Source organism: Pseudomonas moorei, assembly GCF_008801475.1.
Lineage (GTDB): Bacteria > Pseudomonadota > Gammaproteobacteria > Pseudomonadales > Pseudomonadaceae > Aquipseudomonas > Aquipseudomonas moorei.
In genome coordinates this window covers 247701-266274 of the sequence record NZ_VZPP01000007.1, presented here as the reverse complement: position 1 = coordinate 266274, position 18574 = coordinate 247701, and the positions used below count along the sequence as shown (strand labels likewise).

The following is an 18574-nucleotide window of genomic DNA, read 5'->3' as shown; positions in this document are numbered from 1 at the left end:
AGTCAGATGACTCGCATAAAAAAGTGGCTGCCGAAACTCGCCCTGATGGCGACTACGGTCATGGCGCTGTCGGCAACGGCCGGCGCCGCGGAAAAACCCAACATTCTGGTGATCTTCGGTGATGACATCGGCCAGACCAACATCAGCGCCTATTCCATGGGCGTGGTCGGCTACAAGACCCCCAACATCGACCGCATTGCCCACGAAGGCATGCTGTTCACCGACTATTACGCGGAGAACAGCTGCACCGCCGGGCGCTCGTCGTTCATCACCGGGCAGTCGCCGCTGCGCACCGGCCTGACCAAAGTCGGTGTACCGGGTGCGCCGATCGGTATTCAGAAGCGCGACATCACCATCGCCCAGGCGCTCAAGGGCCTTGGCTATGCCACCGGCCAGTTCGGCAAGAACCACCTGGGCGACAAGGACGAATTCCTGCCGACCAACCACGGCTTCGACGAGTTCTTCGGCAACCTCTATCACCTCAACGCCGAGGAAGAGCCCGAGCGCCCCTACTGGCCCAAGGATGACCCGGACTTCGTCAAGTCCCGCACGCCACGCGGGGTGATTCACAGCTTCGCCGACGGCAAGATCGAAGACACCGGCGCGCTGACCACCAAGCGCATGGAAACCATCGACGACGAAACCACCGCCGCCGCCCAGGCGTTCATGGAGAAGCAGGCCAAGGCGGACAAACCGTTCTTCGTCTGGATGAACACCACGCGCATGCACGTGTTCACCCACGTACGCGATTCGATGAAGGGCCAGAGCGGCATGCCCGGCAACGAATATGCAGACGGCATGCTCGAACACGACGGCGACGTCGGCAAACTGCTGAAGACCCTCGATGACCTGAAAATCGCCGACAACACCATCGTCGTCTACACCACCGACAACGGCCCGAACCAGTTCTCCTGGCCGGACGCGGCGACCACGCCGTTCCGCAACGAGAAGAACTCCAACTGGGAAGGCGCGTATCGCGTGCCGGCGATCGTTCGCTGGCCGGGCAAGATCAAGGCCGGTGAAGTGTCCAACGAGATGTTCTCGGGCATGGACTGGTTCCCTACGCTGCTTGCAGCGGCGGGTGAAACGGACGTTAAAAACAAGCTGCTCAAAGGCTGGGCACCCACCTCGGGCGGCACCAGCTTCAAGGTGCACCTGGACGGCTACAACCAGTTGCCCTACCTGACCGGCCAGCAGCCCAAGGGCGAACGTCGCGAGTTCTACTACTTCAACGATGACGGCGTGTTGGTGTCGATGCGCTACGACAACTGGAAAGTGGTCTTCGCCGAGCAACGCGAACCCGGTGGTTTCGCGGTATGGAGCAGCCCGTTCGTGCCGTTGCGCGTGCCCAAGCTGTTCAACTTGCGGATGGACCCTTATGAGCGGGCAGATGTTGTGTCTGACCAGTACAACGACTGGATGGTGAAAAACTCTTACCTGCTGGCAGCGGGCGTGGCCAAAGCCGCGAGATTCCTGCAGACCTTCATCGAGTACCCACCCAGCCAGAAACCGGCCAGCTTCAGCATCGACCAGATTCGTGCGGCGGTAGACGCGAAGATCGAAGAGAAAAGCAAGGCACCGGCCAAGCCTTGATGTCAGGCCGCTGTCCACAGGCGAGTGGATGGCGGCCTTTTTTTTGCGGCTGTAACTGGTTTGTGAAACACAGTCCCTTGTAGGAGCTGGCTTGCCAGCGATGGTCTCAATTGCCCCGCGTTTAACCCGCTTATACGCGTTACCGTTAACGATCATCGCCAGCAGGCTGGCTACAGGTATTGCGTAAGATCCCTTTTTTCACCCAATCACTCTGGCATACACCGCACGATCCACATTCCCGCCCGACAACACCACGCCGACCTTTTTCCCCGCCATCGCCTCACGCTCCTGCATCAGCGCCGCCAGGGCCGCCGCACCGGCGCCTTCTGCGAGGTTGTGGGTATCGGTGTAATACACGCGCATGGCCTCGGCGATCTCATCCTCGCTGACCGATACGATTCGCGCCGCGGCCGCCCCGTAGATATCAAAGGCGGCGGGCACCGGTTTGCGCACGGCCAAGCCGTCGGCGAAGGTATTGGCCGTGGCGGTTTCGAGGATTTCGCCCGCTTCAAAGGATAATTTGGCCGCCGCTGCCTCGGTGGACACCACGCCCACCACCCGGGTGTTCAGGCCCAATGCGTCACGGGCAGCGATCACCCCGCAGATCCCCGAGCCACAGCCAATCGGCACGTAGACCGTATCCAGGTCCGGCGCGGCCTTGAACAGTTCCAGCGCATAGGTGGCCACGCCCTTGACCAACTCGGCATGGAACGGCGGCACCAGATACAAGCCATGCGCTTGCGCCAGGCGCGCGGCCTCTTCGCGAGCCTCGTCAAAATCGCGGCCATACTCGACCACTTCGCCGCCAAAGCCGCGCATGGCGTTGTTCTTCTCCAGCGAATTGCCCTGTGGCACGACAATCAACGCCCGCAAACCCAGAGCGCTGGCCGCCAGCGCCAGGCTCTGGCCGTGGTTACCGCGAGTGGCGCTGACAATCCCCCGGACGTCAGGGTGCGTAGCCTTGAGCCAGTGCATGAAGGTGATGCCGCCACGCACCTTGAACGCCCCGGTCGGCGTGTGATTTTCGTGCTTGACCCACACCGTGCAGCCCAGGCGCTCGGCCAGCAAGGGCCAGGCGTATTGGGCGGTGGCCGGCATGACCTGGTACACGTGGCGTGCGGCCTGTTCGATATCGTCGCGAGTCAGTCTGTGCATGAGGGTCTCCCTGAGGTTTTGCCCAGTCTAGACAGGGCTCGATCACCCCGGCTTTCAGAAAACTGACCTGACTTTTGCGCGGCCTGTTCATTACTATGGTGGGCATGAGCCATCGAAACCGCCAACCATCCCCGCTCCCATCTGAACCGGCCCGTCGTGTCGAGGCCGGGCCCTGGGCGATCGAGTTGCTACCTGGCGCCGCTTATGCGACCCGATATGTGGCCACCCAATCGGCGATCGGCTTTGCCTTCGACAGCCAGCGAGGCCTGCACGCCATCGGCAGCGACCGGGTCCTGCCCTTCGACGCCATGCCCAATGGCCTGGCCTTCGTCCCCGCCGGGTGCGATGTGCTGTCCGAGTCGCCCAAGGGCGGTGAATACCTGCGGGTCATGCGCACCGATGGTGTGCCATTGGTGGGGGACCGCGCGTTCAACAATCGCATCGATCAGCAGGCCATAACCCTGGCGCTGCGAATGCGCGCGGCGTTGTTACAGGCTTCTGCCCTGGACGATTGGGAAGCCTGGGCACTCGCCCTCGCTGAACGGACCAACGACCATCAGGCAAAGTCCGCGCCCGCCCTGGGCGCCATCACCGCCAGCCGGATGCGGCTGCTCGACGAGTTCATCGACGCAGGCCTCGACGGTCCGCTGGGTGTACAAGCGATGGCGGACTTGCTGGGATTGTCCGAGGGCTATTTCATTCGCGCCTTCAAGCACGCAACGGGCCAAAGCCCGCACAGTTACCTGATCGACCGCCGTGTGGCCAAGGCCCGTGCACTGATGCGCGACTCAACCGCCACCCTGGCGCAGATCGCCCACACTTGTGGTTTCAACTCCCAGGCGCACATGGCGACTACGTTCAGGCAACGCCTTGGTGTGAGTCCGGTGCAGTTGCGCAGGTAGACGAGGTCTCTGCATCCTCTGCAACGTTACGTCGCACGCTCATCCCGACGCCCGCTCCCTTTTACCGGAGCAGGCTTTCGCAGGCCGAATCTCAGCCCCCCTAATCCGCCAATTGCAACCGCAACCGGCTACGACGGGACAACCCCGCCTGCAAGGCGAACGCCACTATCACGGTCGCGGGTGCGGAAAAGCTGCTCAAGCCAGGGCCGGAAAACATCAGTGCCAGTCCCAATCCCGTGGCGCCAAACCAGGCACTCAAGCCCGCCGAATTGAACGCTGTCACCCGTTCGAGCGCGGCCACGTCACTGCGGCCGCAGAGAATCTGCGCCAACGCCACGCCGACCCAGGCCACAACGAAAATGCCTTGGTAAGCCAGGGCCTTGAGCAGGTAGGCAAACACGTCGGCGAGCATCAGGCCGTAGACGATCACCCCGACCGCCAGCGCCCACGCCAGGTACGAACCGCGCACGCCAAAACGCGCAAAGAACGCCTGCATGTTCATCGTCGCCAGGTAGTAGTTGGCGGTGTTGATCCGGGTTTGCGTGGCCCAGACGAACAACAATCCCCACAGCCCCATCAATTGCAGGATCGCCATGACCACCGACACTTCGTTCAGTGCGCCTTCATGGGGAATGCTGCTGACCAGATAGATGCCCGCCGCGCCGTTGAGCACAAAGGTCACCGCGTAGAACGGCATGCCGAAGTTCCAGCGGCCGTGGTACTCGGCGTCCTCGGGCTTGCCGAAACGGGCGTAGTCGAAGGTGAACAGCATCAGCACCCAAACGCCCATGTAGGCGACGAAGCAGTCCCACCACCCGAAGGCACTGGGGGTTGCCGGGCCGAAATCCAGCCATTGCGGCTGGTAGCCATAACGACTGATCGACAGCCCCACCGCCACCAGCAAACCACCCAGGTACACCGGCAGCAACACGCCGTTGAGCTTGTCCAGCCAGTGCTGCACGCTGCCCAGGATCATCGGCACGCTGTACAGCACCACCAGCAACGCCGCCAGCGGGAAGATCAGCTGCGGGTACAGGTGGTTGAGCGCCACGGCGATCACCGAGCCTTCGAAAACCGCGTAATAGATGGCCGTCGAGAAGAAGATCAAAGTCGCCAGGCAGGCCCCGGTGCTGCCGAACAGCAACCGTGAAAACAACGCCACCGACAACCCGCTGCGGATGGCAAAACGACTGAGCACCGTGTTGACCAGGCCGTAGCTGATCACTGACAGCAGCATGCCGATCAGGGCATTGCGGGCGCCGTACGACAAAGCCAGCGATGCGCCGACCACGATGTAGAACATCGCACTGCAGACCGCCCACCAGGCCATGGTCAGGGACAGTCGGCCCATGCGCGCGTCGGCGGGAACGGGGTGATTGGCCGGGTCTTGCCCGGTTTGACTCGATTGCGATAAAGCAGCCATATGCGTGAACTCCAGAACCAGTCAAAGGTTGAAGCGCGGGCAGCCGTCACCGCACCGAAGTGCGGCGTTGGCTTACCGTTTGGCATGACCCGCGCCGTGCGGCGGGCAGAATCAGGAAGGGAACAGCTTGCTCAGGCAGCTGAGTTTTTTCTTATGGGAGCGTCGTGCTTCCAGTGCTTCTTCCAGGGTGACCGCTTTGAAACGGGCCTTCTGGTTGGGCTGCATCTGGCCGATCAAATCGAGGTCGGCACTGATCACGGTGCCGATCATCGCGTAGCCACCACCGGACACCGCATCGCGGTGCAACACGATGGGTTCAAGCCCGGCGGGCACCTGGATCGAGCCGATCGGGTAGCAACTGTCGACGATGTTCGAGGGATCGGAACCGGCGCCGAAGGGTTGCTCACGCGGCTGGAAGGTCAGCGCGCTGCCGCCCTTGAAGCGATAGCCGATGCGGTCCGCTTCGGAACCGACGGTCCAGGCTTCGGCGAAAAAGCTGTCCGCCGCCGCTGGCGTCAAGCGCTCGTAGTACAGCCCCGGCACGACGCGCAGGGTGATTTCGCCTCCCAGCGACTGCCGCAATGCCATGGGCAGACTGGCCCCGGCGCGGCCCTTGCCACTGGCAATCCCCACCGGCAAGACGTCCCCAGCCACCAGGCGCCGCCCCTGGAAACCGCCAAGCGCACCCAGGGCATACGTTGAACGGCTGCCGAGCACCAGCGGTACGTCGATGCCGCCGGCCACCGCCAGATAGGCACGCGCGCCGGCCTTGGGAAAATCGAAACGCAACACTTGCCCGGCCTTCACCGGGAACGCCGTGTCGTGATGCATCTCCACGCCATCGACCCTCGGCGTCATGTGCGCCCCACACACTGCCACCAGTGCGTCCTGCTGGAATTCCAGCTCCGGGCCCAGCAACGTGCATTCAAGCGCCGCCGCCCCGGCCGGGTTGCCGACCAACTGGTTGGCGGCGCTCAAGGCGTATTGGTCGAGCGCGCCGGAAGGCGGAATGCCCAGGTGGTAGTAACCTTCGCGCCCCAGGTCCTGTACCGACGTGGCGAGGCCGGGTTTGAGTACCTTGATCATGCCAGCACCTCCTGCAGCGACTTGGGATAGCCGACGGGATCGGCCAGAAAGGCATCCAGTGAAAACTCCACCGAGCGGATCCGCAGATCGAAGCGCCCGGCTTCCACGTCGGCCACCGCCTGGTCATAGGCCTCACGGTCCATCGGCTTGAATTGCACGATGTCACCCGGCCGGAAGAACACCATGTGCTCCTTGAGGTACGCCAGGTTCTGCTGCGGGTCGTAGATCGGTGCCGGCGTGACGCCGAACATCTGGTAGCCGCCGGCACCGCGCACCGAGTAGATGCAGCCAAAGCAACCGCCATGCCCCAGGGTCAACTTCGGCGTGTCGGTGCGCGGTCGCAGGTATTTGGGCACCTGCAACTGACGCTCGCGCTCGACCATCTGGAACATGAACGGCAAGCCGGCGACGAAGCCGACCATCGAGACAAACCACGGCGCACCGCTGTGGGCGGCGATGAATGCCTCGACGTCCGCCAGGCCGTTGATCCGCGCGGCGTACTCCAGGTCCGTGGCGCTCGGGTCCTGGTGACGGTCGCGAAAGCGCATCAGGGTTTCGTGGGTCCATGGATCGTTATAGAGCACCGGGATCTCGATGATCCGGGTCTGCAAGGTGCGTTCGGCGACCGCCTCGGCCTCGGCCCCCTGCACGGCTTCGAGCAAGGTGTGCGGTGCGATGCGGTCCGGGTCGAAGCGAATCTGGAACGAGGCATTGGCCAGGCACACATCGAGCACGCCATCCAGCGCCAGGCGCTCCACCGCGCGGGTGACCGCCATGCCCTTGAAGAATGCTTCAAGGGACATGCTGTCGCTGACTTCGGCAAATAAATGCTCGTCGGCGCCAAAACTGTAGCGGATGGGAGTGCTCATGCTTGACCTCCAGTGCGGCGCTCGGCCAGCCAGGTTTCCAGGGTGCCGGTATGGAAGTCGGCGCTGTGCAGCCAGGGTTGCTGCAACAATTGGCCGTGCAGCGACAAGGTGCTGGCCATGCCGGTGAGCGTGGTTTGCTCCACGGCAATACGGGCACGGGCCAGGGCTTCGGCACGGTCGCGACCATGGACGATCAGCTTGGCCAACAGCGAGTCATAGTAAGGCGGCACGCGATAGCCTTGATAGAGATGGCTGTCGACCCGAACGCCCTCGCCTCGCGGCCAGACCAGGGACTTGACCAGGCCCGGGCTGGGGAAGAAATCCCGTGCCGGGTCTTCGGCGTTCAGGCGCATTTGCAGCGCCGCGCCATTGAGCCGGATATCGCTTTGCCTGACGCCCAGCGGTTCGCCGCCGGCAATGCGCAACATGGCCTGAACCAGGTCGATGCCGGTGATCAACTCGCTGACCGGATGTTCCACCTGAATCCGCGTGTTCATCTCGATAAAGAAAAACTCGCCGGTAGCGTCGTCATACAGGTATTCCAGGGTCCCCGCGCCCTTGTAGCCCAGGGACTCGGTGAGGCGCACGGCGCTGGCGCAGAGCGTCTCGCGCTGCTGCGGGTTGAGCGCCGGCGATGGCGCTTCCTCGAAAATCTTCTGCCGCCGACGTTGCAAAGAGCACTCGCGCTCGAACAAATGCACCGCGTGCTGACCGTCGCCCAACACCTGCACTTCAATGTGCCGTGCCCGGCTGATGAAGCGCTCCAGGTACACCGCGCCATTGCCGAACGCAGCCTGGGCTTCGCGCTGGGACCGGGGGAACTCTTCAGCCAGTTGTTCGGCGTTTTCCGCCAGGCGAATACCCCGCCCGCCACCGCCGGCCGAGGCCTTGATCAACAGTGGGAAGCCAACGGCTTCGGCAGCCTTGAGCGCCGAATCGACATCGAACAGTTCACCGGGCGAACCGGGTACCACGGGTACGCCCGCTTTCTGCGCGGTGCGCCGGGCTTCGGCCTTGTCGCCCATGCGCCGGATCGTCTCCGGGCTCGGGCCGACAAAAATGGCCCCGGCCGCCAGCACCGCCTCGGCGAAGTCGGCGTTTTCCGAGAGGAAGCCATAACCGGGATGGACCGCATTGGCGCCCGTGGCGTTCAAGGCGCCGAGCAACGCCTCGACGTTCAGGTAACTCTTGTCAGCGCGTGCCGGGCCGAGAAGGTGCACCTCGTCGGCCATGCGCGCCGCCTGGGAATCGACGTCCGCTTCGCTGCACGCGGCAACGGTGGGAATCCCCAGTGCCTGGGCGGCGCGGATAATCCGCACCGCGATTTCGCCACGGTTGGCGATCAGTAATTTACGAATACCTTGAGTCATGATCGTGCCCCTCACTCGTCGTCGAGTGTTGCGACAACCTGACCCGGCTCCACCGGATCACCGTCTTCGACCAGGAATGCGCTGAGGCGACCGGCCGTCCCGGCGGTCAGTTCGGAAAACTGCTTCATGACCTCGATCAGGCCAATCACCGTGTCGGCGCTGACCTGAGCGCCGACCTCGACGTAGTTCGCCGATTCGGGCGTGGCTTTGCGATAGAAGGTCCCTGGCAATGGGGTGATGACAGTGTGTTCGGCCATGTCTGTTCCTTTTGGAATAGTAGTTGTAGAAAGGCAGGCAAAAAAATGAATCGTCATTCAATCCCGGGCGTCTGTGTGCCCGGTGACTCGTGCTGATTCAGCGCGGAGCGCGAACCGTGATGCCGGCGTTATCGAGTGCGCTGCGGGTGGCTTCGACCAACGCCAGGGCACCGGGGGTGTCGCTGTGCAGGCAGATGGAATCGAATTCGATCGCCAGGTCTTCACCCTCGACCGTGCGCACCACGCCTTCCTGGCAGGCCCGCAGCACCCGCGCGGCCACCTGGGTCGGGTCATAGGCGCGTACGTTGCGGGTAAAGACGATGGAGCCGCTGAGGTCGTACTCACGGTCGGCGTAGAACTCGCGAATCACCGGCTGGCCGAGCTCTTTGGCGACGCGCCAGATCACCGAATCGGGCATGCAATACAGCAGCAAATCGGGCTCCAGGCGCTGGAGGTTTTCCACCAGCAAACGCGCGGCTTGCTCGTCCCGGGCCAGGTGCATGTACAGCGCGCCGTGGGGCTTGATGTGTTGCAAGGCCACGCCCTGGACCCGGGCGAGTTCACGCAGGGCACCCAACTGGTAAAGCATGTCGTCGACCAGCTCCTGAGCCGGGGCATTGATGTGCCGGCGGCCAAACCCGACCAGATCGCGAAAGCCCGGATGCGCACCCACAGCCACACCCAGGGCCTTGGCCCGTTCGACCGTGCGGCGCATGGTGCCAGGGTCGCCGGCATGGAAACCGGTGGCGACGTTGGCCGAGCTGATGAACGCCATCAGTTCGTTGTCGACGCCATCGCCGATGGTCCACGGGCCGAAGCCTTCGCCCATGTCCGAGTTGAAATCTACTGCTTGCATGACGCTTGCTCCTGACGCTTGTGACTTCATGCAGGCCAAGTTAAATTCCCGCCACCCCCTTGGGAAGATCTATTATCAGAGGGGGCATGTTCTGAAAAACAGATAGCTCTGAAAATCAGATCCCCCGTCACCCGGAGTGCCCATGTCACTGACCCTGCGCCAGGTCCGCTACTTCGTCGCCACCGCCGAGATCGGGCAGATTTCCCAGGCGGCGATTCATTTGAATATTTCCCAGTCGGCGGTGACCACCGCGATCAAGGAACTGGAGGGAATGCTCGGCACGCTGTTGTTCCAGCGCTCGGCCCAGGGCATGAGCCTGACCGATGCCGGGCGACACTTTCTCAATCGCGCCTACGTGATTTTGCGCAGCGTCGATGACGCATTGAACAGCCCGCTGCCGGACGTCCGCGCCAGCGGCCTGTTGCGATTGGCGGCGAGCTACACGGTGATCGGCTACTTCCTGCCGCATCATCTGCAACGGCTTGAGCACTGGCATCCGGACGTGGCCATCGAAGTTCACGAACAAGAGCGCACGGCCATCGAACAAGGCTTGCTGGAGGGCCGCTTCGACATGGCGGTGGTGCTCACGGCGAACCTGACTCACCCGGACATCGTTTCGGAGATTCTCTTCAACTCCGAACGCCGACTCTGGCTGCCCAGCCACCATCCACTGTGTGAACGCTCGGCCGTCAGCCTTGCCGACGTGGCGAAGGAACCCTACATCCTGTTGACCGTCGACGAGGCCGAACAAAGCGCCATGCGTTACTGGGAACATGCGCACCAGCAGCCGAACGTGCGGGTGCGGACCAGCTCGGTGGAAGCGGTACGCAGCATGGTCGCCAATGGCAGCGGCGTGGCGATCCTCTCGGACCTGGTGCACCGCCCCTGGTCGCTGGAAGGCAAACGCATCGAAACCCTGACCGTCACCGACAAGGTCACGCCCATGAGCGTGGGTCTGGCCTGGCACCGTGAACGGGAATTCAGCCCGGCGATGCAGGCCTTTCGTAACTACTTCCACGACGCTTTTCTGGCGCCACAACAGCTCTCCGCACGCCGCTAAAAAGCCCCCGGCATCGAGAAGTTAGCGTCTAGACTTGATCGAAGGCAGTTTGCAGCCAGGCTCCGCACCTATAACAAAAAGCCACCCGTCTTCCAGGGAGCGCCGACTTTGAAAATGTCATCCATCTGCGCCATGGGTTGCCTGTTGGTGGCGTTCGGGGCCTCTGCCACCGGGGTGATGCCGGTCTTCGACCTGGACTTCACCCGGTCAGCGAACGAGACCCTGAAAAAACTGGGTATCAATGACGCCTGCATTATCAGAGCGCAGAATCCTGTCGCTTTCACCTATTGCCGTGAAGGATCGTCAACGCTGTGGAAGTATCAGGACCTGGACCTGGCGCAACTGGCGGCGGTCAAAAATGACGGAAAACTGCCTTTGACGGCCTATCAGCGCATCAGCGTCGTGGAATTCAATAGCGCGATCTGCCAACAGGAGACCGCTGTCCCCGTTGCCCAATCCACTGTGGCGCGTTCGCTGGTCTTCGGCCTGCTGGCCCTCTCCGTGCTGCTGGGCTTGCGCTACACCTGGCAGGTGATCCTGCCCCATCGCCGCGATCTCAACGCCTTGTCGATGCCCGGTTTGCCGCCGATGAGCCAGACCCCGCCCCGGGTCAACTCCTCGAAAAAGGCTGCGGCCGCGTTTGGCATCGCCGTTGCGGTGGCCTTCGTCTGCTTCGGCTGCCTGGGGTTCTGAAGATTCAACAAGGAGGTGCAGCCTGCAACGATTCACCAGGGGGTTTCTCTAAAAGTGAACAACACCCTTTCAATTATTCATTTTTGCAAACCGGCATTGCGCACTACCGTGGTGCCCGCAGGTCGATGACCCTGGATCCTGCCTGCAACCACCCCCATCGAATATTCTTTAGTCCCCTGAGGTAAGCCCCATGTCCGAACAAACCCTGACGGTGCACGCCCCCTACAACGGTGCCGTGATCGGCCAGGTGGCGGTGTCCACCGAGGCGGATGTCGAGCAGGCGCTGAGCGTCGCCCACGGCATTTTTCGCGACCGGACCCAGTGGCTGTCCAAGCCGCAACGCATTGAAATCCTGCAGCGCGCCGCCGAGCTGATCGCCGCGCGCAAGGTCGAGATCGCGACCCAGGCGGCCAGCGAAGGCGGCAAGCCGCTGAAGGACTCGATCACCGAAGTCGAGCGCGGCATCGATGGCATCCTGAACTGCATCGAGGTGCTGCGTACCGAGGGCGGGCACGTGATCCCGATGGGACTCAACGCCACTTCGCAGAACCGCGTGGCCTTTACCCAATACGAGCCGATCGGTGTGGTCGCGGCCGTCTCGGCGTTCAACCATCCCTTCAATCTGATCGTGCATCAGGTGGTGCCGGCCATCGCCGTCAGCGCCCCGGTGATCGTCAAGCCGGCAGCCAATACCCCACTCAGTTGCCGCACGCTCCTGCACATCCTGGCCGAAGCCGGCCTGCCGACAGGCTGGGCGCAGATGGTGCTGCCAACCGATAACGCCGTCACCGGCAAGCTGGTCGCGGACCCGCGCGTGGGCTTCTTCAGCTTCATCGGTTCGGCGCCGGTCGGCTGGATGCTGCGCTCGACCCTGGCACCGGGCACTCGCTGCGCGCTGGAACATGGCGGCGTGGCGCCGGTGATCGTTGCTGCGGATGCCGACCTCGACGACGCCCTGCCGCGCATCGCCCGTGGCGGCTTCTGGCATGCCGGCCAGGCCTGCGTCAGCGTGCAACGGATTTTCTGCGAGCGCAGCATTGCTGAACAAGTCGCCCTGCGCCTGGGCCAATTGGGCGATGCCATGGTGGTCGGGGATCCGACCGATATCCGTACCGATGTCGGCCCGCTGATTTCCGCCCGTGAAGTGCATCGCGTCGACCAATGGGTCAATGAAGCCGTCGCCGGCGGTGCCCGTTTGATCTCGGGTGGCCGCGTGCTGGACCACAACGGCTATGCACCCACCGTACTGCTCAACCCGCCCATCGATTCGAATGTGATGCAAAAGGAAGTGTTCGGCCCGGTGGTGGCGGTTTACGCCTATGACGATCTGGCCGAAGCGATCCAGCTGGCCAACGCCCTGCCCTACGCTTTCCAGGCCGCGGTGTTCACCCGCGATCTGGACACCGCAATGCAGTGCTACCAGGAACTGGATGCCACGGCGGTGATGGTCAACGAGAACACGCTGTTCCGCGTCGACTGGATGCCGTTCGCCGGCGCGCGCCTGTCCGGGCATGGTGTGGGCGGCATTCCACACACCATGAAAGAGATGCAGATCGAAAAAATGATGGTCTGGCGCTCCCGGGCGGTTCGCGGCTGATTGAGCCTAGCCAGCCCGGGATTGTCTCTGGTCCGCCCATTCCCGGGCGGACCTGCGGGACGCTTGCAGGCGGGAGCCCGTCGCCGCCAGGCAAGATCAGCGAACGAATTTCGTATACCCTGTCGCTATCTCTTTTCTCCGAACGACCGCCGCCGTGAACCTACCCAAATTCAACGCTCCCGACCTTGGTAACACGCCTTCGACGTCGGAAATCATCACCCGTCATCTGCGAGACGCGATCGTCGCCGGGCATTTTGCCGAGGATGAGCCGATTCGCCAGGACGACATTGCCCGCCAGTTCAACGTCAGCAAGATCCCGGTGCGCGAGGCGCTCAAGCGGCTGGAGGCCGAAGGGCTGGTGATGTTCCAGCGCAATCGCGGGGCGATGGTCACGCGCATTTCCGATGCGGAACTGGCGCAGATGTTCGAAGTGCGCATGTTGCTTGAGGACAAGGTGTTGCGCCTGGCGATTCCCAACATGACTGAAGAAACCTTCGCCCGTGCCGAGCGTATCTGCCAGGAGTTCGTCGGCGAGGACGACGTGGGGCGCTGGGCCGAACTCAATTGGGAACTGCACGCCGGCCTCTATGAACCGGCGCAACGGCCATTCCTGGTCAGCCTGATTCGTTCGGTCAACGACAAACTGGAGCGTTACCTGCGCATGCAGATGAGCCTGTCGGCGGGCAAGGAACGCGCCGATCACGAGCACCGCGAGATCCTCGCGGCGTGCCGTGCGGGGGACGTCGACCTGGCGGTGAAGCTGCTGGACGAACACATCGCCGGGGTCTGCGAGACCCTGTTCAAGCACCTGCCCCACGCTCACTGACTGCGGCAATGACTGTGCCGATTTCGTCATCGGCACTGCTTAAATCCATCAAGCCGGCACCTCGCTGCACAGGCCACTCTTTCGGTCACTCAACCGAATGGACGTGGCCCTCCGATGAAACGCATCTCCGTGATCGACTCCCACACCGGCGGCGAACCGACCCGCCTGGTGACCGCCGGTTTTCCTGATCTGGGCACCGGCAGCATGGCCGAACGACGCCAACGCCTGGCCGAGCAGCACGACCAGTGGCGTGCGGCCTGTGTGCTGGAACCACGGGGCAGCGACGTGCTGGTAGGCGCCCTGCTCTGCGAACCCGTGGACCCGAGCGCCTGTGCCGGCGTGATTTTCTTCAACAACAGCGGCTACCTGGGCATGTGCGGCCACGGCACCATCGGCCTCGTCGCCTCGCTGGCCCACCTGGGCAAAATCGGCCCCGGCGTGCACAGCATCGAGACGCCGGTCGGCACGGTGCAGGCCACCCTGCACGATGACCATTCGGTGAGTGTGCGCAACGTGCCGGCGTACCGTTATCGCAAGGCACTGCAAGTGCAGGTGCCGGGCATCGGTCAGGTGACCGGCGACATCGCCTGGGGCGGCAACTGGTTTTTCCTCATCGCCGATCACGGGCTGCGGGTGGCGGGCGACAACCTTGAGGCCCTGACCGCTTACACCTACGCCGTTCAACAAGCGCTGCAAGACCAGGGTATTCGTGGCGAAGACGGCGGCCTGATCGACCATGTCGAACTGTTCGCCGCTGACGATCATGCAGACAGCCGCAACTTCGTGCTCTGCCCCGGCAAGGCCTACGACCGTTCACCCTGTGGCACCGGCACCAGCGCCAAACTGGCGTGCCTGGCGGCCGACGACAAGTTGCAGCCCGGACAGATCTGGCGCCAGGCGAGTGTGATCGGCAGCGAGTTCGAAGGCTCTTTCGAATGGCAAGGCGAGCGCATCGTGCCGACCATTCGAGGCCGCGCCTTCATCAGTGCAGAAGCCAGCCTGATCATCGAACAGGACGACCCGTTCGCCTGGGGCATCCGTCCGTGAATCGCAGCCATGCGGCCGATGTGATCGTGATCGGTGCGGGCGTCATCGGCGCGGCCTGCGCCCAGGCACTGGCGCGGCGTGGCTTGCAGGTACTGGTGCTCGACGCCGGGCTGCATGGCGCGACGGCGGCGGGCATGGGCCACCTGTTGGTGCTCGACGACAACCCGGCGGAACTGGCGCTGAGCAATCATTCCTTGCGGCGCTGGCGCGAGCAGGCAGCGGATCTGCCCGAGGCCTGCGCGTACCGCAGCAACGGCACCCTGTGGCTGGCGGCCAATGCCGAAGAAATGGCGGTGGCCCACAGTAAATTCCAGAACCTGCAAGCCCAGGGCGTGGCCTGTGAACTGGTCGGCGCCAGTGCCTTGCGCCAGCGTGAGCCGGAGCTCTCCAAGGGCCTTGAAGGGGGCCTGCTGATCAACGGCGATGGCATTCTGTACGCGCCCGCGACGGCCAGCTGGATGCTCGACACGCCGAACATCCGTCAGCGCCGGGCACGGGTCATCGAGGTCGATGGCAACCGGGTGCGACTCGATGACGGTCAGTGGCTGAGCGCCGAAGCGGTGGTGCTGGCCAACGGTATCCAGGCCAATGAGCTGTGCCCGGAGCTGCCCATCGAGCCGAAAAAAGGCCACTTGCTGATCACTGATCGCTACCCCGCCACCGTCACCCATACTCTGGTGGAGCTCGGTTACGTCACCAGCGCCCATAACGCCAAGGGGCCCTCGACGGCCTGCAATATTCAGCCGCGTCCGACCGGGCAATTGTTCATCGGCGCCTCGCGGCAATTCGGCACCACCGATCCGCAGGTCGAAGGCTGGATGCTGGCGAAAATGCTCAAGCGCGCGGCCCAATATATGCCGGGGTTGGCGCAACTCAATGGCATCCGAGCCTGGACCGGCTTTCGCGCCGCCAGCCCCGATGGCCTGCCCCTGGTGGGTCAGCACCCGCAACGCCAGGGCTTGTGGCTGGCGGTCGGTCACGAAGGTTTGGGGGTTACCACCGCTCCCGGCACCGCTGATTTGCTGGTCGCGCAACTGTTCAACGAAACCCCGCCATTGGCCGCACAACCCTACCTGCCCCAACGTTTCCTCGGAGAACCCGCCTATGCCTGAATTGATGCTCGACGGCCATGCCCTGAGAGTCGCCGAGGGCACCAGCGTCGCCGCGGCCCTGGCGTTGGGCGGCGACGGCTGCACACGCACCTCGGTCAGTGGCCGGCGCCGCGCACCGCTGTGCGGCATGGGCATCTGCCAGGAATGCCGGGTGACCATCGACGGTCGACGACGCCTGGCCTGCCAGACCCTTTGCCGTGACGGCATGCAGGTGGAGACGCGCCCATGAATGAATATGCCGATCTGTTGATCGTCGGCGCCGGTCCCGCCGGCATGGCCGCCGCGCTGGCTGCCGCACCCAGTGGCGCCCGCATTGTCATGCTCGACGACAATCCGCTTGCAGGCGGGCAAATCTGGCGCGACGGTCCACAGGCCAGCGTGCCGGTCCAGGCCCGTCAGTTGCGCGAGCGCTTGCAGTCGCACCGCAACATCCGCCATCACCCCGGCACCCGGGTGATCGCCAATCCCGGCCCGAAACAACTGCTGGTCGAAGACGACGAGCACGGCTGGCTGATCAGCTACGACAAACTGATTCTGTGCACCGGCGCCCGTGAATTGCTGCTGCCCTTCCCCGGCTGGACGCTGCCGGGGGTCACCGGGGCCGGTGGTTTGCAGGCGCTGATCAAGGCCGGGCTGTCGGTGCAGGACCAGCGCGTGGTCATCGCCGGCAGCGGACCGCTGTTACTGGCCAGTGCCGCCACCGCGAAAAAACACGGGGCCAACATGCAATGCATCGCCGAACAAGCCTCGCTCAAGGCGGTGGCTGGCTTCGCGACGCAACTGCCGCGCTGGCCGAACAAACTGCTGCAATCGTTCACGCTGTTCGACCGTCACTACCGAACCGGCACCCACGTCCTGGCAGCCCTTGGCAGCGATCGACTCGAAGCTGTGCGCCTGCACCAGCAAGGCAAGATCGTCGAACTGGCGTGTGATCGGTTGGCCTGTGGTTTTGGTCTGATCCCCAACGTTCAATTGGGTCAGGCACTGGGTTACGCCCTCGAAGGCCAGGCGTTGGCAGTGGATGCCTGGCAAGCCAGCCGCGTCGATCACTACGCGGCCGGTGAATGCACCGGATTCGGCGGCAGTGAACTGGCCCTGGTCGAAGGCGCGATTGCCGGCCACGCCGCCGTGGGTGACTTCGAAGCGGCCCGGCAATTGTGGCCACGCCGGGCACGCTGGCAGGGGTTCGCCAAAGCGCTGAATCGGGCCTTCGCCCTCGACCCGCGACTCAAGTCGCTGGCCCGTCCCGACACCCTGGTCTGCCGCTGTGAAGACGTGCCCCATGGTGCATTGGCCGGGCACACCAATTGGCGCTCGGCCAAGCTGGCCAGCCGCTGCGGCATGGGCGCCTGCCAGGGGCGCGTGTGTGGCGGCGCGGTACAGCATCTGTTTGGCTGGCAACCCTCGGCGCCGCGCCCACCGTTTTGCCCGGCGCGCATCGAGACCTTGATGTCCCTGGACGATACCCCGCCAGCGCCATGACCGCGCCAGGGGTTTCGGCCACGCGGCCGAGCCACTATGATCCCGGGGGTCGCCATCAGGCCCCCAACGCCATGTACCCCTCGCTCACCAGCTTCAAGCCCTGCGATTTGCCGACGCTGCTGAACAGTCTCCAGCCGATCGCGCCGCTCCTCGATACCCTTTCCGATGTGGTGTTTTTCATCAAGGATCGCGAGGCCCGCTACGCCTTCGTCAACCAGACCCTGGCCCGGCGCTGTGGGTTCAAGCACCGCGAGGATCTGCTGGGACGCACCGCCGACATGGTCTTCCCGGAGCACTTCGGCCCGCTGTACACCGAACAGGACCGACGCGTGCTCTCCAGCGGCCGGGTACTGGCCGATCAACTGGAACTGCACCTGTATTTCGGCAATCAGCCGATCTGGTGCCTGACCCACAAACTCGCCCTGTACGATGAACACGGGCACATCGTCGGCCTGGCCGGCATTTCCCGCGACCTGCAATCGCCGCAGTCCAATCATCCGGCCTATCAGAAGCTTGCCGCGGTGGATTTGCACATCCGCAATCACTTCGCCCAGCCCATCAGCCTCGCCGAATTGACCGCCATTGCCGGCTATTCCGTGGCGCAACTGGAGCGTCATTGCAAGCGAGTGTTCCAGCTCACGCCACGGCAGATGATTCACAAGGCGCGCCTGGAAGAGGGATCGCGGTTGTTGCTGCACACCGACCTGCCGATCACCGAGATTGCCTTGCGCTGCGGGTATACCGACCACAGTGCGTTCAGCCGGCAGTTTCGGGCGTTGACCAGTTTGTCGCCGAGTCAGTATCGGGGGGATCGGGGTTAGAGGGTTTTGGGGTTGGGGTCGTGGGCAAATCCGTTTCTGCGGTGATAGCGACTATTGGTTCCGCCTTGACGGCGGGTCACTTTCGAAGAGCGCGAAAGTAACCAAAGCGCTCTGCCCCTTTCGTTCGGTGCCTCACTGTGGCCCGGCATGCCAACCCTGCAATCAGGTCGGCTGGTCAGGCCGCCTCGCTTTTGCTTTTGATCTTCTTGCCCCCTCGAGAGGCTGAGCGCAGGTTTTGCGCAGTGGGCAACCCGGCATGGATGCCGGGTTAGCCGCCCCCGGCCATGGATGGCCGATGGCGGCGGGCCCACGGAGCAGGACCGGAGCGAAGGCATGCCGAGCCTGGGCGAGGCACCGAACGAAAGGGGCAAGAGCCCTTGGTTACTTGGGGCTTTTCCAAGTGACTCGCCGTCAGGGCGAAACCG

At 63.6% G+C, this 18574-nt stretch carries 18 protein-coding genes; 11 read left to right on the top strand and 7 right to left on the bottom strand.

What is annotated here, in order from left to right:
• Nucleotides 1-6: 6 nt before the first annotated feature.
• Nucleotides 7-1593, top strand: coding sequence for an arylsulfatase (locus tag F7R06_RS15710; protein WP_090320275.1), 1587 nt, complete (start codon nucleotides 7-9; stop codon nucleotides 1591-1593).
• Nucleotides 1594-1791: 198 nt separating this feature from the next.
• On the opposite strand, the gene F7R06_RS15705 is transcribed toward F7R06_RS15710, so the two are convergent.
• Nucleotides 1792-2748 (bottom strand): threonine dehydratase, encoded by a 957-nt coding sequence (locus F7R06_RS15705; RefSeq protein WP_090320273.1) that lies wholly within the window; start codon nucleotides 2746-2748, stop codon nucleotides 1792-1794.
• A gap of 95 nt (nucleotides 2749-2843) precedes the next feature.
• Between F7R06_RS15705 and F7R06_RS15700 the strand changes: the two genes are divergently transcribed.
• On the top strand, nucleotides 2844-3650 hold the full coding sequence (locus tag F7R06_RS15700) for a helix-turn-helix transcriptional regulator (RefSeq protein ID WP_425415221.1): 807 nt from the start codon (nucleotides 2844-2846) through the stop codon (nucleotides 3648-3650).
• Nucleotides 3651-3750: 100 nt separating this feature from the next.
• Here F7R06_RS15700 and F7R06_RS15695 read toward each other — a convergent pair whose 3' ends face one another.
• The 6 genes from F7R06_RS15695 to F7R06_RS15670 form a co-directional block, all read right to left on the bottom strand.
• Nucleotides 3751-5073 carry a purine-cytosine permease family protein gene (locus tag F7R06_RS15695; protein WP_090320270.1) on the bottom strand — a complete coding sequence of 441 codons (1323 nt, stop codon included), beginning with the start codon at nucleotides 5071-5073 and terminating at the stop codon, nucleotides 3751-3753.
• Nucleotides 5074-5184: 111 nt separating this feature from the next.
• On the bottom strand, nucleotides 5185-6159 hold the full coding sequence (locus tag F7R06_RS15690; protein WP_090320266.1) for a 5-oxoprolinase subunit C family protein: 975 nt from the start codon (nucleotides 6157-6159) through the stop codon (nucleotides 5185-5187).
• A complete protein-coding gene (locus tag F7R06_RS15685; RefSeq protein ID WP_090320264.1) occupies nucleotides 6156-7028 on the bottom strand; it encodes a 5-oxoprolinase subunit B family protein in 873 nt (290 codons plus the stop codon). Before F7R06_RS15685 ends, F7R06_RS15690 begins: the two co-directional genes overlap by 4 nt.
• The gene (locus tag F7R06_RS15680) at nucleotides 7025-8398 is read right to left on the bottom strand and encodes an acetyl-CoA carboxylase biotin carboxylase subunit (RefSeq protein ID WP_090320261.1); all 1374 of its coding nucleotides are present in this window, start codon (nucleotides 8396-8398) and stop codon (nucleotides 7025-7027) included. Before F7R06_RS15680 ends, F7R06_RS15685 begins: the two co-directional genes overlap by 4 nt.
• A gap of 11 nt (nucleotides 8399-8409) precedes the next feature.
• A complete protein-coding gene (locus F7R06_RS15675) occupies nucleotides 8410-8655 on the bottom strand; it encodes an acetyl-CoA carboxylase (RefSeq protein WP_090320258.1) in 246 nt (81 codons plus the stop codon).
• A 97-nt stretch (nucleotides 8656-8752) separates the two neighbouring features.
• Nucleotides 8753-9511, bottom strand: coding sequence for a 5-oxoprolinase subunit PxpA (locus F7R06_RS15670; RefSeq protein ID WP_090320255.1), 759 nt, complete (start codon nucleotides 9509-9511; stop codon nucleotides 8753-8755).
• A 142-nt stretch (nucleotides 9512-9653) separates the two neighbouring features.
• Here F7R06_RS15670 and F7R06_RS15665 point away from each other — a divergent pair, with 142 nt between their 5' ends.
• The 9 genes from F7R06_RS15665 (at nucleotide 9654) to F7R06_RS15625 (ending at nucleotide 18149) form a co-directional block, all read left to right on the top strand.
• Nucleotides 9654-10571, top strand: coding sequence for a LysR family transcriptional regulator (locus F7R06_RS15665; protein ID WP_090320252.1), 918 nt, complete (start codon nucleotides 9654-9656; stop codon nucleotides 10569-10571).
• 114 nt (nucleotides 10572-10685) lie between these two features.
• Nucleotides 10686-11264 (top strand): hypothetical protein, encoded by a 579-nt coding sequence (locus F7R06_RS15660; protein ID WP_342671320.1) that lies wholly within the window; start codon nucleotides 10686-10688, stop codon nucleotides 11262-11264.
• A 190-nt stretch (nucleotides 11265-11454) separates the two neighbouring features.
• The gene (locus F7R06_RS15655) at nucleotides 11455-12861 is read left to right on the top strand and encodes an aldehyde dehydrogenase family protein (protein WP_090320246.1); all 1407 of its coding nucleotides are present in this window, start codon (nucleotides 11455-11457) and stop codon (nucleotides 12859-12861) included.
• Nucleotides 12862-13015: 154 nt separating this feature from the next.
• Nucleotides 13016-13687 (top strand): GntR family transcriptional regulator, encoded by a 672-nt coding sequence (locus F7R06_RS15650; RefSeq protein ID WP_090320243.1) that lies wholly within the window; start codon nucleotides 13016-13018, stop codon nucleotides 13685-13687.
• A 114-nt stretch (nucleotides 13688-13801) separates the two neighbouring features.
• Nucleotides 13802-14734 carry a 4-hydroxyproline epimerase gene (locus F7R06_RS15645; protein ID WP_090320240.1) on the top strand — a complete coding sequence of 311 codons (933 nt, stop codon included), beginning with the start codon at nucleotides 13802-13804 and terminating at the stop codon, nucleotides 14732-14734.
• On the top strand, nucleotides 14731-15846 hold the full coding sequence (locus F7R06_RS15640; protein WP_090320237.1) for an NAD(P)/FAD-dependent oxidoreductase: 1116 nt from the start codon (nucleotides 14731-14733) through the stop codon (nucleotides 15844-15846). The genes F7R06_RS15645 and F7R06_RS15640 overlap by 4 nt, the downstream gene beginning before the upstream one ends.
• Nucleotides 15839-16075, top strand: coding sequence for a (2Fe-2S)-binding protein (locus F7R06_RS15635; protein WP_090320234.1), 237 nt, complete (start codon nucleotides 15839-15841; stop codon nucleotides 16073-16075). The genes F7R06_RS15640 and F7R06_RS15635 overlap by 8 nt, the downstream gene beginning before the upstream one ends.
• Complete coding sequence (locus F7R06_RS15630) at nucleotides 16072-17328, top strand: NAD(P)/FAD-dependent oxidoreductase (protein WP_090320231.1); 1257 nt, start codon at nucleotides 16072-16074, stop codon at nucleotides 17326-17328. The genes F7R06_RS15635 and F7R06_RS15630 overlap by 4 nt, the downstream gene beginning before the upstream one ends.
• Nucleotides 17329-17399: 71 nt before the next feature.
• A complete protein-coding gene (locus F7R06_RS15625) occupies nucleotides 17400-18149 on the top strand; it encodes an AraC family transcriptional regulator (protein ID WP_090320227.1) in 750 nt (249 codons plus the stop codon).
• Nucleotides 18150-18574: the final 425 nt, after the last annotated feature.

What these genes read in the sequence shown, in the direction of transcription:
- F7R06_RS15675 (WP_090320258.1), bottom strand. Translation starts at nt 8,655, where the DNA reads ATGGCCGAACACACTGTCATCACCCCATTGCCAGGGACCTTCTATCGC.
- F7R06_RS15700 (WP_425415221.1), top strand. Translation starts at nt 2,844, where the DNA reads ATGGTGGGCATGAGCCATCGAAACCGCCAACCATCCCCGCTCCCATCT.
- F7R06_RS15710 (WP_090320275.1), top strand. Translation starts at nt 7, where the DNA reads ATGACTCGCATAAAAAAGTGGCTGCCGAAACTCGCCCTGATGGCGACT.
- F7R06_RS15695 (WP_090320270.1), bottom strand. Translation starts at nt 5,073, where the DNA reads ATGGCTGCTTTATCGCAATCGAGTCAAACCGGGCAAGACCCGGCCAAT.
- F7R06_RS15625 (WP_090320227.1), top strand. Translation starts at nt 17,400, where the DNA reads ATGTACCCCTCGCTCACCAGCTTCAAGCCCTGCGATTTGCCGACGCTG.
- F7R06_RS15665 (WP_090320252.1), top strand. Translation starts at nt 9,654, where the DNA reads ATGTCACTGACCCTGCGCCAGGTCCGCTACTTCGTCGCCACCGCCGAG.
- F7R06_RS15690 (WP_090320266.1), bottom strand. Translation starts at nt 6,159, where the DNA reads ATGATCAAGGTACTCAAACCCGGCCTCGCCACGTCGGTACAGGACCTG.
- F7R06_RS15635 (WP_090320234.1), top strand. Translation starts at nt 15,839, where the DNA reads ATGCCTGAATTGATGCTCGACGGCCATGCCCTGAGAGTCGCCGAGGGC.
- F7R06_RS15660 (WP_342671320.1), top strand. Translation starts at nt 10,686, where the DNA reads ATGTCATCCATCTGCGCCATGGGTTGCCTGTTGGTGGCGTTCGGGGCC.
- F7R06_RS15670 (WP_090320255.1), bottom strand. Translation starts at nt 9,511, where the DNA reads ATGCAAGCAGTAGATTTCAACTCGGACATGGGCGAAGGCTTCGGCCCG.
- F7R06_RS15630 (WP_090320231.1), top strand. Translation starts at nt 16,072, where the DNA reads ATGAATGAATATGCCGATCTGTTGATCGTCGGCGCCGGTCCCGCCGGC.
- F7R06_RS15705 (WP_090320273.1), bottom strand. Translation starts at nt 2,748, where the DNA reads ATGCACAGACTGACTCGCGACGATATCGAACAGGCCGCACGCCACGTG.
- F7R06_RS15655 (WP_090320246.1), top strand. Translation starts at nt 11,455, where the DNA reads ATGTCCGAACAAACCCTGACGGTGCACGCCCCCTACAACGGTGCCGTG.
- F7R06_RS15645 (WP_090320240.1), top strand. Translation starts at nt 13,802, where the DNA reads ATGAAACGCATCTCCGTGATCGACTCCCACACCGGCGGCGAACCGACC.
- F7R06_RS15680 (WP_090320261.1), bottom strand. Translation starts at nt 8,398, where the DNA reads ATGACTCAAGGTATTCGTAAATTACTGATCGCCAACCGTGGCGAAATC.
- F7R06_RS15685 (WP_090320264.1), bottom strand. Translation starts at nt 7,028, where the DNA reads ATGAGCACTCCCATCCGCTACAGTTTTGGCGCCGACGAGCATTTATTT.